Consider the following 16,280-nt stretch of genomic DNA (forward strand, 5'->3'; position numbering starts at 1 on the left):
CGGAATGCGGTGTGCGCGGGCGCTGAGCGGCGTACGGGGCTTTCGCGCGCCGCCACTCGGGTCGGCTGTCATCTTCCCGCGGTCCGCGCTCCCTCCGGGTCCCCAGCAGGGACGATCTCCCCGCCGTTCCCCTTAGGGGGTATCCGCGCCATCCCTGACCGGCGCGGCTACGTCCCCTTACGGGTGATCTCCTGGAACGCCATCCTGGCCAGCTCCCGCTGCCCCTCCCGGCCGGGGTGGAACCAGTCCCAGGTGCTCAACTCGGCGCCGGTGAAGCGGAAGTCGAAGACGGACCGGTCGAAGCGGCACAGTTTGTCGCGCTCGCAGACCGACTCCAGCACCTTGTTGTAGGCCAGCACCCGGTCGCGCACGCTCTGCCGGCGGGTGTCGGCGGCCTTCGACAGGTCGTCGGGGTCGCGCAGCATCGAGCCGCATATCCCCAGCTTCCACACTTCCTTGCCCAGCGGGTTCTGCCGCCCCTGCGACCACAGCCGCATCAGGTCGGGCACGGCCGCGACGTACACCTGCGTCTTGGGCAGGGCGCGCCGCAGCTTGCCCAGTGCCGCCTCGAAGCCGGCGCGGAAGGCGGTTGCCGAGGTCATCGCGCCGACGTCGGTGCGGCAGGCGTCGTTGGCGCCGACCAGGACGGTGACCAGTTCGGGCCGCTGTCGTACGGCCTGGTCGACCTGGGCCGGCAGGTCGCGCATCAGGGCGCCGGTCTTCGCGAAGTTCCAGCTGTGCGTGGCGGGGTCCTTCACCAGTCGCCGGGCGACGCTGTTCACCCCCGGGTCCGTGCCGGTGGCCCAGGAGACGGCGGGGCAGTCGGACAGCACCGAGCAGGCGTCGAAGCCGACGGTGATGGAGTCGCCGAGCGCGGCCACCGAGGCGGGGTCGGTACGCCAGGCGGGCGAGGGCTTGGGGGAGGGGCTCGGAGCGGTCCGGCCGCCGTCGTCCGGGTCGCTGCCGCAGGCGGTGAGGGAGGCGGCGAGGGCGGTCGCCACGAGGACGGCGGTCGCGGCGGTACGGGCCCGGTTTGGCCGAAAGGGCCGATTGACCACTGTCATCCCCTGTCCCCCTCCGGCGTGCGAGTGATATCTGTTCCGGTACCGACGGTACGTCACCCCCCGACGGCTGCCGCGCGGTAGCTTGTGCCGTGACCCGTAGGGTCCTCGCCCGATGGCACCGGCACAGTCGGCACGCGTGCATTACATCACGTCATTTACTGTCCCTTTTGCGGCAAATTGGGGCTTATGGTGTTTACTGTAGGTAACCTCGGATGCCGGTGCCGACGTGATCACTGGGGCAGAATGCTTGCAACTGTCCCGGCCGCGACCGGAACGGGCACGAGGCCGCTGGGGAAGGCGAACCTCGAACCGTACTGGAGGTCCCGGTGACGACACGTGGAGTTCTGTACGTCCACTCCGCGCCGCGCGCGCTGTGCCCGCATGTCGAATGGGCCGTCGCGGGCGTGCTCGGTGTGCGCGTCAATCTCGACTGGATCCGCCAGCCGGCGTCCCCCGGCACCTGGAGAGCCGAGTTCTCCTGGCAGGGCGAGGCCGGCACGGCCTCCAAGCTGGCCTCCGCGCTGCGCGGCTGGCACCTGCTGCGCTTCGAGGTGACCGCCGAACCCTGTGCCACCGCCGAGGGCGAGCGCTACAGCGCCACGCCCGAGCTGGGCATCTTCCACGCCGTCACCGGCATCCACGGCGACATCCTCATCCCCGAGGACCGGCTGCGCGCCGCGCTCGCCCGCTCGGCGGGCGGCGAGACGGAGCTGGCGGCCGAGGTCGCCAAGCTGCTCGGCAAGCCCTGGGACGACGAGCTGGAGCCCTTCCGGTACGCGGGCGAGGGCGCCCCGGTCCGCTGGCTGCACCAGGTCGTCTGAGCGCCGGGGTCGTCCGAGCGCCGGGGTCGTCCGAGGCGGCCCGGCGGCGCGCCGACGCCGCCCTTGTCCTGGAGCGCACTCCAGCCCGTAGCGTGCGGCCCATGCCTGACAAGACCTCAGTGGCGGTGCTCGGCACCGGAATCATGGGCGCGGCGATGGCCCGTAACCTCGCCGGCGCCGGCCTGGACGTACGCGCCTGGAACCGCACCCGCGCCAAGGCCGAACCACTGGCCGCCGACGGCGTACGGGTCGTGGACACCCCGGCCGAGGCGGTGGACGGCGCGGACGCCGTCCTGACCGTCCTGCTGGACGGACCCGCCGTCCTGGACGCCATGCGGCACAGCGCCCCCGGCCTCCGCGCGCGGACCCTCTGGCTCCAGATGAGCACCGTGGGCGCCGACGGAACCGTCCCGCTCGTCGCCTTCGCCCGCGAACACGGCCTGGACTTCGTGGACGCGCCGGTGGTCGGCACCAAGGAACCCGCCGAGAAGGGCCTGCTGACCGTTCTGGCGGCCGGACCGCAGGAGGTGCGGGACAGGGCCGCCCGGGTCTTCGACGTGGTCGGACAGCGCACCCTGTGGGTCGACGAGGACGGGGCATCGGGTGCGGCCAGCCGCCTCAAGCTCGTCGTCAACAGCTGGGTGCTCACCGTCATCAACGGCACGGGCGAGGCGCTGGCCCTCGCGCAGGGGCTCGGCGTGGACCCCCGCTCCTTCCTCGAAGCCGTCCAGGGCGGGCCGCTGGACCTGCCCTACCTGCGGATGAAATCGGAGCTGATCCTGTCCGGCGCGTATCCGGCCGGCTTCACCGTGTCCGCCGCGCGCAAGGACGCCCGGCTGATCGAGGAGGCGGCCGCGGCGGGCGGGGTGCACATGGACCTGGCCGCGGCCGCCGCGGAGCGCTTCCGGCGGGCGGAGGCGCAGGGGCACGGCGACGAGGACGGCGCGGCGGCGTACTTCGCCAGCTTCTGACGCGTACGCGCCCCCGGACACGCGGAAGGGACCGTGCCACACGGCACGGTCCCTTCACCCGCCTCACGGACCGGCGGGCCCGGCTCCGGTCACACGGTCCGGAAGGCCAGCACCACGTTGTGACCGCCGAAGCCGAACGAGTCGTTCAGCACCGCGATCGTGCCCTCGGCGGGCAGCGCGCGCTTCTCGTCCCGGACGACGTCCGCGTCCGCCTCGGGGTCGAGGTTCTCGATGTTGATGGTCGGCGGCGCCACCCGGTGGTGGATCGCCAGCACCGAGGCGACGGTCTCCACGCCGCCCGCGCCGCCCAGGAGGTGGCCGGTCATCGACTTCGTGGCGGAGACCGCCATGTGGTCGACGTCGGTGCCGAAGACCTTGCGCAGCGCCTTGATCTCGGCCAGGTCGCCCAGCGGCGTCGAGGTCGCGTGCGCGTTGACGTGCGCGATCTCGGCCGGCTTGAGGTCGGTGTTGGCGAGCAGGTTCTGCAGGGCGTGCGCGATGCCGTTGCCGGAGGGCTCGGGCTGCACGATGTCGTGGCTGTCGGCGGAGATGCCCTGGCCGACGGCCTCGGCGTAGACCTTCGCGCCGCGTTTGGCGGCGTGGTCGGCCGACTCCAGGACGATCACGCCGGAGCCCTCGCCGAGCACGAAGCCGTTGCGGTCCGCGTCGTAGGGGCGGGACGCGCCCTGCGGGTCGTCGTTGTTCTTCGACATCGCCATCATGTTGCCGAAGGCGGCGATCGGCAGCGGGTGGATGGCCGCTTCCGTACCGCCCGCGACGACGACGTCGGCACGGCCCGTACGGATCATCTCGATGGCGTAGCCGATGGCCTCGGCGCCGGAGGCGCAGGCGCTGACCGGGGTGTGCACACCGGCCCGCGCGTTGACCTCCAGGCCGACGTTGGCCGACGGGCTGTTGGGCATCAGCATCGGCACGGTGTGCGGGGAGACGCGGCGCGAGCCCTTCTCCCGCAGGATGTCGTACTGGTTCAGCAGGGTGGTCACGCCGCCGATGCCGGAGGCGATGACCGCGCCGAGCCGGTCCGGGTCCACCGACGCGTCCTCGCCGGCCCGGGCCTGGAAACCGGCGTCCGCCCACGCCTCACGGGCCGCGATCAGCGCGAACTGCGCCGAGCGGTCCAGCTTGCGGGCCTGCGCCCGGGGGATGATCTCACCCGGGTCGACGGCCGCCGCGGCGGCGATGCGGACCGGGAGGTCGGCTGCCCAGTCCTGGTCGAGGGCGGACACGCCGGAACGTCCGGCGAGCATCCCTTCCCAGGTCGAGGCACTGTCGCCACCCAGCGGTGTGGTTGCGCCGATACCGGTGACGACCACGGTGCGATTGGTCGCATTCACGGAAATTCCTACTCCACAGGTTGAGGGGTTGAGAATCGACGGCGCCACCGCGGGGTGGCGACATGCGCCGGGGCTGGATCAGCCCTGGTGCTCGAGGATGTACTTGGTCGCGTCGCCGACCGTCTTGAGGTTCTTGACGTCGTCGTCGGGGATCTTCACGTCGAAGCGCTCTTCGGCGGCGACGACGACCTCGACCATGGACAGCGAGTCGACGTCCAGGTCATCGGTGAAGGACTTCTCCAGCTTGACGTCCTCGGCGGGGATCCCGGCGATCTCGTTCACGATCTCGGCGAGACCTTCGACGATCTCTTCCTGAGTGGCGGCCATGTTGGCGCTCCTTCGGTATTTTTCGGGGGAACGGTAGAAAGTCTGCAGTTCCGGGGATGTGGGCAAGCTCCGCCCAGGCACCGGGACACATGATCACCGGTGGCGCTGCGCGAATCTCGCCTAGGGGAGGGTAACGACCGTCGCGGCGTACACGAGACCCGCCCCGAAGCCGATGACGAGCGCGGTGTCCCCGCTCTTGGCCTGCCCGGTCGCCAGCAGCCGCTCCATGGCGAGCGGAATCGAGGCGGCCGAGGTGTTGCCGGTGGTCTCCACGTCACGGGCGACCGTGACGCTCTCCGGCAGCTTCAGAGTCTTCACCATCGAGTCGATGATCCGCATGTTGGCCTGGTGCGGGATGAAGACGTCCAGGTCGTCCGGGCTGACTCCGGCCGCGTCCAGCGCCTGCTGGGCGACCTTCGCCATCTCGAACACCGCCCACCGGAAGACCGCCTGGCCCTCCTGGGTGATGGCGGGATAGCGGATTTCGTCCAGCGCCGGCTGGGCGTCCGGGCCGTTGCCGCCGGGCACCGGGGTGCGGCGGTAGACGTCCCAGCCGAGGGTCTGCTTGATCGTCTCGGCCTTGTCGCCCTCCGAGCCCCAGACGGTCGGGCCGATCGCGGGCTCCTTGCCGGGGCCGACGACCACGGCGCCGGCGCCGTCGCCGAAGAGGAACGCGGTGGCCCGGTCCTCCAGGTCGGTCAGGTCCGACAGCCGCTCGACGCCGATGACCAGCACGTACTCGGCGCTGCCGTCGGTGATCATGCCCTTGGCCAGGGTCAGACCGTAACCGAATCCGGCGCAGCCCGCGGAGATGTCGAACGCGGCGGGCTTGCCCGCGCCGATCTTGTGGGCGATCTCGGTCGCGATGGCCGGGGTCTGCTTGAAGTGCGAGACGGTCGAGACGACCACCGCGCCGATCTGCTCCGGCGTGATGCCGGCGTCCGCGATGGCCTTGCCGGCCGCCTCCACCGACATGGCCGCGACCGTCTCCTCCGGGCCGGCCCAGTGGCGGGTGGCGATGCCGGAGCGCGAGCGGATCCACTCGTCGGAGGAGTCGATGTGCTTGAGGATCTCCTCGTTCGGCACCACACGGGTCGGGCGGTAGCCGCCGACGCCCATGATGCGCGCGTACGCGGCGCCCTTGGCGGGCTTGATCTTCGAGGTCATGCTCTCGGGGCTCCTATTCGGCCTGGGCAGAGTGCTCGGCGATCAGCGTGCGGGCCGCGTCGAGGTCGTCGGGGGTCTTCAGCGCGAGGGTCTTGACGCCGGGCAGGGCGCGCTTGGCGATGCCCACCAGCGTGCCGCCGGGGCTCACCTCGATGATGCCGGTGACCCCCAGCTCCTTGAACGTCTCCATGCACAGGTCCCAGCGCACCGGGTTGGCCACCTGGCCCACCAGGCGCCGTACGACGTCCTGCCCGTCGGTGACGCCGCGGCCGTCCCTGTTCGAGACGTACCGGGTGTGCGGGTCGGCCGGCGTGACCTGCGCGACCGCTGCCTCCAGGGCTGTCACGGCCGGGGCCATGTGCTCGGTGTGGAAGGCGCCGGCCACCTTCAGCGGTACGACGCGGCGGGTGCCCTCGGGCTTGTCCTCGGCCAGCGCGGTCAGCTGCTCGGCGGTGCCCGCGGCGACGATCTGGCCCGCGCCGTTGACGTTCGCGGGGGTCAGGCCCAGCTTCTCCAGGTGCGGCAGGACGACGTCCTGCTCGCCGCCGAGGAGGGCGGCCATGCCGGTTTCGGTGACGGCCGCGGCCTCGGCCATGGCCAGACCCCGCTTGCGTACCAGCTCCAGCGCCTCGCCCTCGGAGAGCACGCCGGTCAGGGCCGCGGCGGCCAGCTCGCCGACGCTGTGCCCGGCGGCGGCGCCGACCAGCCGCGAGAAGTCCTCCGGGGTCGCGAACAGCTGCCGGGCGGAGACCAGGGAGGCCGCCACCAGCAGCGGCTGTGCCACCGCGGTGTCGCGGATCTCGTCCGCGTCGGCGTTCGTGCCGTAGTGGACCAGGTCCAGGTCGATGGCGGCCGACCACTCACGGAGCCGGTCTTCGACACCGGGAAGGTCGAGCCAGGGGGTCAGGAAGCCGGGCGTCTGAGCGCCTTGGCCGGGAGCGACGAGTACGAGCACCCTCACACTCTCTCTTGTGGGAGGTCCCGCCCGCCCGTGGGGACAGGGACGAAGAACCATCAGGGGAATTGTTGGTGTTCTACAAAAGTCTAGAGTTGGCTGTCGCTGTCGGCCAGACGCCCCAGGATCAGCGCGATGCGCAGCGTGAAGGCGGAGCGTACGTCCGACGGTGACCACCCGGTGACGTCGGTCACACGTCGCAGCCGGTAGCGCACGGTGTTGGGGTGCACGAAGAGCATCCGTGCCGCGCCCTCCAGGCTGCTGGCTTGTTCCAGATACACGCTCAGCGTCTCCAGGAGCGCCGAGCCTGCTTCCTCCAGCGGTCTGTAGATCTCCTCCACCAGCTGCTCGCGAGCCGCCGGGTCGGACGCCATCGCCCGCTCCGGGAGCAGGTCGTCGGACAGTACGGGGCGGGGTGCGTCCGGCCAGGCGGCACACGCCTTCAGTCCCGCCGCCGCGGCCTGTGCGGAGCGGGTCGCGGCCAGCAGGTCGGCGACCACCGGACCGGCCACCACCGGGCCCGCGGCATACGGTCCGATCAGGGCTTTCGCCGCCTTGAGCGGATCGTCCGAGCCGCCCGCGATGACGACCAGGCGGGTGCCCAGGACGCCGGTGAGCACCTGGAGCTTGGCGTGCCGGGCCGCACGGCGGATGGCTTCCACCGTCAGCTCGCTGTCCCCGTCGGGGGCCGTACCCAGCACAACGCACACATGTTCGGGAGAATTCCAGCCGAGCGCGGCGGCCCGCGAGACCGCGCCCTCGTCGGCCTCCCCGGAGAGCACCGCGTTGACGACCAGCGACTCCAGCCGCGCGTCCCACGCGCCCCGGGCCTCGGCGGCCTGCGCGTACACCTGGGCGGTGGCGAAGGCGATCTCCCGCGCGTAGACCAGCAGCGCCTCGCGCAGCACCCCCTCGTCGCCGGGGGCCGCCACGTCGTCGATCGCCGCCTCCATGACCTCGATGGTCGTACGGACCATCTCGACGGTCTGGCGCAAAGTGATCGCCCGGGTCAGCTCACGCGGCGCCGTACCGAACACGTCGGTGCTGATCGCCTGCGGCGTCTCCGGATGCCGGAACCACTCGGTGAAGGCCGCGATGCCCGCCTGGGCCACCAGCCCGATCCACGAGCGGTTCTCCGGCGGCATGGCGCGGTACCACGGCAGCTGCGCGTCCATGCGGGCGATGGCGTTGGCAGCCAGCTTTCCCGATGACTTCTCCAGGCGGCGGAGGGTCGCGGTGTGCGGATGCGGGTGCGGGTCGCGCGATGCGGGTTCAGACACGGGGACAAGCCTGCCTTATCGGGGCGGTGTGATGGCGCGGTGGGCTCTCGGGGGCGGGGGCTACGGTGGTCGGGTGATCCAGGTACACAGAGGCGACGAACGCTATCCGGGCGGCGACACGGCAGCCGGCATCGAGACCCGGCACGCCTTCTCCTTCGGCCCGCACTACGACCCGGACAATCTGCGCTTCGGCGCGCTCGTCGCCTGCAACGAGGAACGGCTGGCGCCCGGCGCCGGTTTCGACGAGCATCCGCACCGCGACACCGAGATCGTCACCTGGGTCGTCGAGGGCGAGCTGACCCACCGTGACTCCACCACCGGCCACGAGACGGTGGTGCGGCCCGGCGACGTACAGCGGCTCAGCTCGGCGGACGGCGTGCGGCACGAGGAGCGCAACGCCGGTGCCGGGCCGCTGCGGTTCGTGCAGATGTGGCTCGCGCCCACCGTGCCCGGCGGCGAACCGGAGTACGAGGTGGTGCGCGGCATCGCCGACGGGACGCCGTACGCGCTGCCCGGGGCCGCCTCGATGCTGCACGTACGGCGGCTGGGCGACGGCGAACGGTCCGCTGTGCCGGACGCGCCGCGGATGTACGTGCACGTCGTGCGCGGCGCGGTGCGGCTGGCCGGCGAGCGCCTGGCGGCCGGGGACGCGGCGCGGATCACGGACGCGGCGGACGTGGAGCTGGCCGCCGAGGGCGCCGCGGAGTGCCTGATGTGGGAGATGCCGGGCGAACCGTCGTACGGCTGAGGGGGCGGCGGACAGCCGTCCGGTCCGGACTCCCGCGGCACCGCTGCGCGCGTTCAGCGCAACTCGGCGAGGATCGCGTCCGTGAGCGGCGGCCACGCCTCGATCGCCCAGGGGCCGAAGGCCCGGTCCGCCAGCGCGACGCAGGCCGCGCCCGCGTCCGGGTCCACCCACAGGAACGTCCCCGACTGGCCGAAGTGGCCGAAGGTGCGCGGCGAGGACGAAGCGCCCGTCCAGTGCGGCGACTTGCCGTCGCGGATCTCGAAGCCGAGGCCCCAGTCGTTGGGGTTCTGCATGCCGTAGCCGGGCAGCACACCGCGTACGCCGGAGAAGACCACCGAGGTCGCCTCGGCGAGCGTCTGCGGCGCCAGCAGACGCGGCGCGAGCAGTTCGGCGCCGAAGCGGGCCATGTCGGCGGCGGTCGAGACGCCGTCCTTGGCGGGTGAGCCCGGCAGGTCGGTCGCGGTCATGCCGAGCGGTTCGAGGACCGCCTCGCGCAGGTACTGCGGGAAGGGGATGTCGGTGGCCTTGGCGATGTGGTCGCCGAGCGCCTCGAAGCCCGCGTTCGAGTACAGCCGGCGGTCGCCCGGCGCGGCCTGCACCCGGTCCTCGTCGAAGGCCAGGCCCGCGGTGTGCGCGAGCAGGTGGCGGACGGTCGAGCCGGGCGGCCCGGCCGGTTCGTCCAGTTCGACCGCGCCCTCCTCGACGGCGAGCAGCGCGGCGTACGCGGCGAGCGGCTTGGTGACCGAGGCCAGCGGGAAGCGGTGCTCCTGGGGGCCGTGCGATCCGGCCACCGTCCCGTCGGTCCGTACGACAGCGACGGCCGCGGTCGGCACCGGCCAGTTCTCGATCATCCGAAGGCTCTGCAAGGGCATGGTCCCGAGCCTAACGCTCCCACCGGCGAGGTCGGGACGGGCCGGGGCGGACGGGCGGACGTCCGCGGCCTTGCTCAAGTCCGGGTCAAGACTTCGCTTGCTTGGAGTGCACTCCAAGTCTCTAGCGTTGAAGCCGTCGTGAGAGATCCGGAGAAGACGCCCCGGTTTCGGGGCATCCGGCGACTACGGGAGGCGCGGCATGACGGTGACGGCGACGGATCGGGCGGTGGCGGAGCCGGTGCGGCCTGCAGCCTGCAAAGGAACGGTTCTGCACCCGCGGCCCGACGGCCGCGACCAGTACACGATCAGCGAGGTCGCCGAACACACCGGACTGAGCGCGCACACCCTGCGCTGGTACGAACGGATCGGGCTGATGCCGCACGTGGACCGTACGCACACGGGCCAGCGCCGCTTCAGCAACCGCGACCTGAACTGGCTGGACCTGGTCACCAAGCTCCGCCTGACCGGCATGCCGGTCGCGGACATGGTCCGTTACGCCGAACTGGTGCGCGAGGGCGAGCACACCTTCCCCGAGCGGGAACGGCTGCTGACCGCGCACCGCGAGGACGTACGGCAGCGGATCGCCGAACTGCAGAGCACCCTCCGGGTCCTCGACTACAAAATCGATGTCTACGCTGACGCCCGCCGGGCGTCGGAAAGGGTCTGAGCCCGCATGACCACTGAGAACATCGGAACCGTTCGGCTGGGCACCTCCGGACCGCTGGTCGGAGCGCAGGGCCTCGGCTGCATGGGCATGAGCTTCGCGTACGGCCCGACGGACGACGAGGGCGAGGCGCGCGCCACGCTGGAACGGGCGCTCGAACTGGGCGTGACGCTCTACGACACCGCCGACATGTACGGAAATGGGCACAACGAGGAGTTCATAGCGCCATTCATCCAGGCGCATCGCGACGAGGTCGTGGTGGCGACGAAGTTCGCGATCGCCATGGACCCGGCCGACCCGCTGAACCCGGCCAAGCGGATCATCCGCAACGACCGCCCGTACATCCGCCAGGCCGTCGAGGCCAGCCTGCGCCGCCTCGGCGTGGACGAGATCGACCTGTACTACATGCACCGCCGCGACCCGGAGGTCCCCATCGAGGACACCGTCGGCGCGATGGCCGAGCTGGTGGCCGAGGGCAAGGTCAAGTACCTGGGCCTGAGCGAGGTCACCGGCGGCGAACTGCGCGCGGCACAGGGCGTGCACCCGATCACCGCCGTGCAGTCGGAGTGGTCGCTGTTCAGCCGCGACGTGGAGAACGGCGTGGTGCCGGCCGCACGCGAACTGGGCGTCGGCTTCGTGCCGTACTCACCGCTCGGCCGCGGCTTCCTGACCGGCTCGTTCGTCAGCGCCGAGAAGGAGCTGGGCGCGGACGACTTCCGCCGTCAGCAGCCCCGCTTCACCGGCGACAACGCGAAGACCAACGCGGCCCTGCTGGAGCCGGTCCGCGAGGTCGCCGCGGCCCACGGGGCCTCGCTCGGACAGGTCGCGCTGGCCTGGGTGCAGCAGCAGGCGCAGGTGCACGGCCTGGCCGTGGTGCCCATCCCCGGGACGCGCAAGCGCAGCCGGATCGAGGAGAACGCCGCCGCCACGCGCATCGTGCTCAGCGAGGAGGAACTGGCGCTGCTGGCGCCGGTCGCGGGGAAGGTCGCGGGCGACCGGTACGCGGACATGACGTTCACTTCGGCGGGCCGGGAGTAACACCCGGATGCGCGGCGGGCGGAGCCGTCCCCCGACCGGCTCCGCCCGTCGCGTTTCCCGCGCCCGCGCCGGGACTCAGGCAAGCCCCAGCGCGAATACCGCGAAGGCCGCCGCCAGGGTCCCCGCCACGGCCCGCCGGGCCGCCGTGACACCGGTCCACGGCGCCTCGAACCGGCGGGTCAGACGGCCGATCAGCAGCAGTGCCACGGCGAAGACGGGCAGCCAGGCGACGCGCGCGAGGACCCAGCCGGCGGTGTCCGGCGCGGTGGTGAGACCGGGCACCGCACCGAGGAAGGACGCGGGAACGGCCGCCGAGAACATCGCCGTCTGATGCCAGCACAGGACCGTCATCGCGCAGAGGTTGACGACCACCACGGGCGCCCAGAGGGCGGGCCGGCGCAGCAGCCGGGCGATACGGTCGCGCAGCAGGATCGCCGCGCCGGACTGGGCGGCGGCCAGCGCGAGGACCAGCAACGACGGCGGATGCGAGTTCGTCCGGTCCTGGCCCGGGACGCCCACCATGCTCGCCGGGTAGTGGAAGAACAGCAGCAGCGCCGCGAACAGGGCGGTGCCGCCCAGCAGCAGCACCCAGGCGGCGCGCCTGCCGAGCCGCTTCTCTCCCCACGCCACGCCCAGTTGGTACGCGAACATCCAGCCCGGCAGCAGGTTGAGCAGGCTCAGCCACGACGGCATGGCGTCGGCGTACGGCCCGTACCGCAGGAAGTCGACGGTGGCGACGGCGGCCAGCAGCGGCGCCGCGGCCCAGACGCCCATGCGGCGGGCCGCGCGGACGCAGTACGGCGTGAGCGCGGTGATGCCCGCGTAGACGCCGACGAACCAGAGGGGCTGGATGACCAGTGTCGCCCCCGTACGGAGTGTCGCCTCGGGCACGCCGAACGTGGACAGTACGGGTATCAGCGCCGCCCAGACAGCGGTCACCCCGAGGACGGGACGGCCCAGCCGGGCCAGCCGGGCCCGCAGCCAGTGGCCCGTCGACTCTCCGCGCGCTGCGGCCCGGTGGAAGGACAGCACCGAGGCGTACCCGCCGACCAGGAAGAAGATGCCGAGCATCTGGAGCACCCAGCTCGCGGGCGCCAGCGCGGCGAAGGAGGACAGCGGACTCGCGTTGTGCAGCGCGCCGCCGGGATCGAGGGTGAACCCGCCGAGCAGCCAGTGGCCGGTCGGTACGGCGAGCAGTGCCAGAGCGCGCAGGCCGTCAATGGCGCGGTCGCGGTGGGCGGGGGTGCGGCCCTCGATGGTGCGGACGGCCTTGCGGACGGGGGCAAGGAGCGGGATGGCCATGAGGGCCTCTCTTCGGGAGGGTCGGAGGGCTGAGCCGGGCGGGAGTGTCCGGCGCCCGTCAGCGCACCCGGTCGTAGCGGCCGAGCGCGATGTCGGCGAAGTTGCGCAACGAGTCCGTGCCGGGCGCGAGATAGCCGGTGTGGCCCTCGGCCGTCCGCGCGGGCACCCGGCGCGCGCCGAACTCCGGGTCGGTGGGGTCCGTACCGTGTCCCAGGCCCAGGAACTCGACGTTCGGCACGTTGCCGATCCAGTCGGAGGCGTCCCGGGCGGCCCACACCCGGGCGGCGGTGTGCAGCGCCGCCACACCGTCGGTGCGCATACCGGGGGAGCCGAAGACGATGAGGTCCGCGATCCGCCCCTGGTCCAGCAGCGGTACGGCCTGGGCGCACACGACCGTTCCGTAGCTGTGGCACAGCAGGGCGGGAGCCTTGACGCCGGCGGCGGCCAGGCCGTCCAGGAAACGGGCCAGACGCGGGGCACCGGCCTCCGCGAGACGGCCGGTCGCGGCGTCCGGACCGAGGCCGACCGGCGTGGTGTAGCCGGTCCAGGCGATGGCAGCCGTCCGGACACCGGGCGCCTCGGCGGCCATCCGGGCCCGCAGCGACTTGGCCATGCCGGACGGCGTGCCGTACGGGTCGCGCTCGCGGTCGGACGACGACAGGTCGATGTCCGAGCCCGGCACGAACACGGACGTACGCTGCGCCGCCACCAGGTCCCCGAACACCTCGGCCACCTGGCCGCGGCCGCGCGGGTCGAAGGCGAGGATCTGCCGACCGGGGCGGAGCAGTTCGGCATACCGGGCGGCCAGCTTGCGCGCTTCCCGGTGGTCCTGGAGGGTGCCGGACGGGTCGGTGGCGCGGGCCGTCTGACGGTCGCGTTCCGCCTTCAGGGCGAGGGCGTTGGCGCGGTAGCGCAGGGCCACCGGCGCACCGTCCAGGTTGCCCACGGTCAGCGGGTGACGGGCCGCCAGCTCCTGCCGCTCGGCCTCGTTCAGCGCGGTGAAGAACCGGGCGACCTCCGCCGGGGTGGCGGTCGCCGGGTCCGGCAGCCGCTTGCCCAGCGAGTGGTCCGCACGCCAGGCGGCGGCGCCGGGCGCGGGCCCGGTGACGGCCTCCTGCGTGGACCCCGCCGCCCAGCCGCCGGTGCCGCCGACGACCGTCGCCGCCAGCGCGACCGCGACGAGCGTGCGCCTACCGCGTTGGGTGAACCGGCGCAGCAAGGACATGGTGGGGTCTCCCTCTTCCGTTGGTGTGGCGAGGGAAACGTATGAAGCGGGTGGGTGACCCGGCGTCACACCGCGGAGCCAACTGTCCGCTGATACCGGGGTAGGGGGTGCCTGACCTGCTCGTCCTTCAGCACGACCGGCCACCACCAGGCGCCGCAGGGGGGTTACCCCCACCCCCGGCCGCGCTGACCGGCGCTACGGCGGGGCCGTCCGAGGGGCGGGGGAGCGGGGGGCCGGGGGCGCGAAGGCGCGGGCCCGCGCCCTCAGTTCACGCCGGGGGCCACCAGCCCCGACTCGTACGCGAAGATCACCGCCTGCGCGCGGTCACGCAGCTCCAGCTTGGCCAGCACCCGGCCGATATGGGTCTTCACGGTCTGCTCGGCGAGCACCAGCGCGTCCGCGATCTCCTGGTTCGACAGGCCGCGGGCGATCAGCTCCAGCACCTCCGTCTCGCGCGGGGTCAGCCCGTTGAGCCGCAGCGCGGTCCGGTCCTTGCGGGGCGCGGGCCGCTGCCGGGCGAAGTCGGCGATCAGCCGCCGCGTCACGGACGGCGCGAGCAGCGCCTCACCCGCCGCCACGACCCGTACCGCCGAGATCAGATCGGCCGGCGGCGCGTCCTTGAGCAGGAACCCGGACGCCCCCGCCCGCAGCGCCTCGTACACATAGTCATCCACGTCGAACGTGGTGAGCATCAGCACCTTCGGCCGGTGCACGACGCCGGGCGGCGGATCCAGCAGCTGCCGGGCCGCCTCCAGCCCGTCCATCTCCGGCATCCGGACGTCCATCAGCACCACGTCCGGATGCGTACGGCGGCTCAGTTCGACGCCCTGCACACCGTCCGGCGCGTCGCCGACGACGTCGATGTCGCTCTGCGCGGCGAGCAGCGCGGCGAAGCCCGCGCGCACCATGGCCTGGTCGTCGACGATGATCACCCGAGTGGTCATGCGGGGTGGTGGTCCTTTGCTGTCATGGGGAGTTGAGCGGCGACACGGAAGCCGCCGTCGGGCAGGGGCCCAGTGTCCAGGGTGCCGTCCACCAGCCGTACGCGCTCACGCATACCGACCAGCCCGTGGCCCGTACCGGAGGATTCCAGCGGCGCGGCGGCGCGCGGCGGGGCGCTGTTGACGACCAGGACGGTCAGCCGGCCGCCGTCCTCGTCGGCCGTGACCGAGACCCGGGTGTGCGCGCCCGGCGCGTGCCGTACGACGTTGGCCAGTGCCTCCTGCACGATGCGGTACGCCGACAGGTCCACCGCGGATGCCAGGGCCACCGGCTCGTCGGGCATCGCCAACTCGACCGGCACCCCCGCCCGCACCGTCCCCTCGACCAGCTTCGGCACTTGCGCCAGGCCGGGCTGCGGCGCCTTCTCCGGGCCGCCGTGCCGCTCCGACTCCTCGCTGCGCAGCACGCCCAGCAGCCGCCGCATCTCGGCCAGCGACTCGCGCGCCGTGGCGGCGATGGTGCTGAACTCCTCCTGCGCTGCTTCCGGTATGCCGCTGATGCGGTACGGCGCGCTGTCGGCCTGGACCGTGATCACCGACATGTGGTGGGCGACGACGTCGTGCAGTTCGCGGGCGATGCGCGTGCGCTCCTCCAGCAGGGTGCGCATCGCCCGCTCCGCCTCGCTGATGTTCTCCTGCTCGATCAGCTTGCGCTGCGCCGCCCCGCGCTCGCGGAGCGCGGCACCGACCAGCAGCACCACACCGGAGAGGACGAACAGCAGCACCCAGGTGCCGTCGCTGCGGTCCGGCCGGATCAGCTCGAACAGGACGCTGACGGCGCCGGTCGCCCCCCAGACGGCCATCAGCGTGCGGCGCCTCTCGCGCAGCGAGAGCGCCAGCATCAGGACGAGGTAGCCGATGATGACCGTGGCCGGCCAGGGCCAGGCGCGGCCCGCGCCCGCCGGTACGACGGCCAGGGCGATACCGCAGACGACATCGGCCGCGAAAACCACCCACCACGCCTGGAGCGGTCTGATCACCGCCAGCAGCAGCGGCACCGTCTGGGCGGTGGCCAGCGCGCCGGCCAGGCCGCCGCCGAGGCCGTAGTCCTGCGTGAGGACGTGCACCGACGAGGGCAGCAGCGAGGCCATGAAGGCGATGGCGACCACGTACGGCAGCAGGCGCAGCCAGCGGTTCTGCACCTGGCCGAAGAGCGGGGCGCCGGGGCCGGTCGGCCTCCCGAGGTCCTCGGCGAGGGTGCGCAGCGCCTGCCGCCCGGCCCGCAGGGCGCGGGTGCGGGTGAGCCGGCGGTCGCCCGTGGGGCGTGATGTGGTCTCCATGACCTGGTCAGCGTAAGCGGCGCCCGGGGGCCCGGGCGTCATACCGAGGGGGCCTCTGCCGTCATACCCCGGTACGGGGGGAGGCGGCGCCGTACTCCGGGGCGGCGGTGCGGTATTCCGGGGCGGCGGTGCGGTACTCCGGTACGGCCGAGGGGCGCACGCCTCCACGGACCCCGGCCGGGTTCCACGCCTCCACGGCCCCCGCCCCGG

Annotated in this window: 16 protein-coding genes; 5 read left to right on the forward strand and 11 right to left on the reverse strand. The window is 72.6% G+C overall.

Annotation, left to right across the window (positions count from 1 at the left end):
- Positions 1-167 precede the first annotated feature (167 nt).
- The gene (locus ACZ53K_RS20860; RefSeq protein ID WP_468838546.1) at positions 168-1,064 is read right to left on the reverse strand and encodes an SGNH/GDSL hydrolase family protein; all 897 of its coding nucleotides are present in this window, start codon (positions 1,062-1,064) and stop codon (positions 168-170) included.
- Positions 1,065-1,390: 326 nt separating this feature from the next.
- Between ACZ53K_RS20860 and ACZ53K_RS20865 the strand changes: the two genes are divergently transcribed.
- Both ACZ53K_RS20865 and ACZ53K_RS20870 read left to right on the forward strand, forming a co-directional pair.
- Positions 1,391-1,885, forward strand: a complete 495-nt coding sequence (locus ACZ53K_RS20865; RefSeq protein WP_030597503.1) for a DUF3145 domain-containing protein — start codon at positions 1,391-1,393, stop codon at positions 1,883-1,885.
- A 101-nt stretch (positions 1,886-1,986) separates the two neighbouring features.
- Positions 1,987-2,856, forward strand: coding sequence for an NAD(P)-dependent oxidoreductase (locus tag ACZ53K_RS20870; RefSeq protein WP_468838549.1), 870 nt, complete (start codon positions 1,987-1,989; stop codon positions 2,854-2,856).
- An 89-nt stretch (positions 2,857-2,945) separates the two neighbouring features.
- Here ACZ53K_RS20870 and ACZ53K_RS20875 read toward each other — a convergent pair whose 3' ends face one another.
- From ACZ53K_RS20875 to ACZ53K_RS20895, 5 genes are all read right to left on the reverse strand, one after another.
- Positions 2,946-4,211 (reverse strand): beta-ketoacyl-[acyl-carrier-protein] synthase family protein, encoded by a 1,266-nt coding sequence (locus tag ACZ53K_RS20875; RefSeq protein WP_468838551.1) that lies wholly within the window; start codon positions 4,209-4,211, stop codon positions 2,946-2,948.
- A gap of 78 nt (positions 4,212-4,289) precedes the next feature.
- Positions 4,290-4,538, reverse strand: a complete 249-nt coding sequence (locus ACZ53K_RS20880) for an acyl carrier protein (protein ID WP_468838553.1) — start codon at positions 4,536-4,538, stop codon at positions 4,290-4,292.
- Positions 4,539-4,658: 120 nt separating this feature from the next.
- On the reverse strand, positions 4,659-5,705 hold the full coding sequence (locus ACZ53K_RS20885; RefSeq protein ID WP_468838555.1) for a beta-ketoacyl-ACP synthase 3: 1,047 nt from the start codon (positions 5,703-5,705) through the stop codon (positions 4,659-4,661).
- A gap of 13 nt (positions 5,706-5,718) precedes the next feature.
- Complete coding sequence (locus ACZ53K_RS20890) at positions 5,719-6,660, reverse strand: ACP S-malonyltransferase (protein WP_468838557.1); 942 nt, start codon at positions 6,658-6,660, stop codon at positions 5,719-5,721.
- 89 nt (positions 6,661-6,749) lie between these two features.
- Positions 6,750-7,940, reverse strand: coding sequence for a PucR family transcriptional regulator (locus ACZ53K_RS20895; RefSeq protein WP_468838559.1), 1,191 nt, complete (start codon positions 7,938-7,940; stop codon positions 6,750-6,752).
- 73 nt (positions 7,941-8,013) lie between these two features.
- Here ACZ53K_RS20895 and ACZ53K_RS20900 point away from each other — a divergent pair, with 73 nt between their 5' ends.
- Positions 8,014-8,688: a pirin family protein gene (locus tag ACZ53K_RS20900; RefSeq protein ID WP_468838561.1), complete on the forward strand. Its 675-nt coding sequence runs from the start codon at positions 8,014-8,016 to the stop codon at positions 8,686-8,688.
- 53 nt (positions 8,689-8,741) lie between these two features.
- Here the strand turns inward: ACZ53K_RS20900 and ACZ53K_RS20905 are convergent, their stop codons facing one another.
- Positions 8,742-9,560, reverse strand: a complete 819-nt coding sequence (locus ACZ53K_RS20905) for a serine hydrolase domain-containing protein (RefSeq protein ID WP_468838564.1) — start codon at positions 9,558-9,560, stop codon at positions 8,742-8,744.
- Between the two features lie 199 nt (positions 9,561-9,759).
- On the opposite strand from ACZ53K_RS20905, the gene ACZ53K_RS20910 reads away from it, so the two are divergent.
- Positions 9,760-10,227: a MerR family transcriptional regulator gene (locus tag ACZ53K_RS20910; protein ID WP_468838566.1), complete on the forward strand. Its 468-nt coding sequence runs from the start codon at positions 9,760-9,762 to the stop codon at positions 10,225-10,227.
- Positions 10,228-10,233: 6 nt separating this feature from the next.
- Positions 10,234-11,262 (forward strand): aldo/keto reductase, encoded by a 1,029-nt coding sequence (locus tag ACZ53K_RS20915; RefSeq protein WP_468838568.1) that lies wholly within the window; start codon positions 10,234-10,236, stop codon positions 11,260-11,262.
- A gap of 75 nt (positions 11,263-11,337) precedes the next feature.
- Here ACZ53K_RS20915 and ACZ53K_RS20920 read toward each other — a convergent pair whose 3' ends face one another.
- From ACZ53K_RS20920 to ACZ53K_RS20935, 4 genes are all read right to left on the reverse strand, one after another.
- Positions 11,338-12,564 (reverse strand): acyltransferase family protein, encoded by a 1,227-nt coding sequence (locus ACZ53K_RS20920; protein WP_468838571.1) that lies wholly within the window; start codon positions 12,562-12,564, stop codon positions 11,338-11,340.
- A 58-nt stretch (positions 12,565-12,622) separates the two neighbouring features.
- Entirely contained in the window at positions 12,623-13,789 is a 1,167-nt protein-coding gene (locus ACZ53K_RS20925) for an alpha/beta hydrolase (RefSeq protein ID WP_468838574.1), read from the reverse strand.
- Between the two features lie 263 nt (positions 13,790-14,052).
- Positions 14,053-14,733: a response regulator transcription factor gene (locus ACZ53K_RS20930; protein ID WP_365834567.1), complete on the reverse strand. Its 681-nt coding sequence runs from the start codon at positions 14,731-14,733 to the stop codon at positions 14,053-14,055.
- The gene (locus ACZ53K_RS20935) at positions 14,730-16,070 is read right to left on the reverse strand and encodes a sensor histidine kinase (RefSeq protein ID WP_468838577.1); all 1,341 of its coding nucleotides are present in this window, start codon (positions 16,068-16,070) and stop codon (positions 14,730-14,732) included. Before ACZ53K_RS20935 ends, ACZ53K_RS20930 begins: the two co-directional genes overlap by 4 nt.
- Positions 16,071-16,280: the final 210 nt, after the last annotated feature.

It is taken from the genome of Streptomyces sp. NPDC033221 (assembly GCF_055577005.1).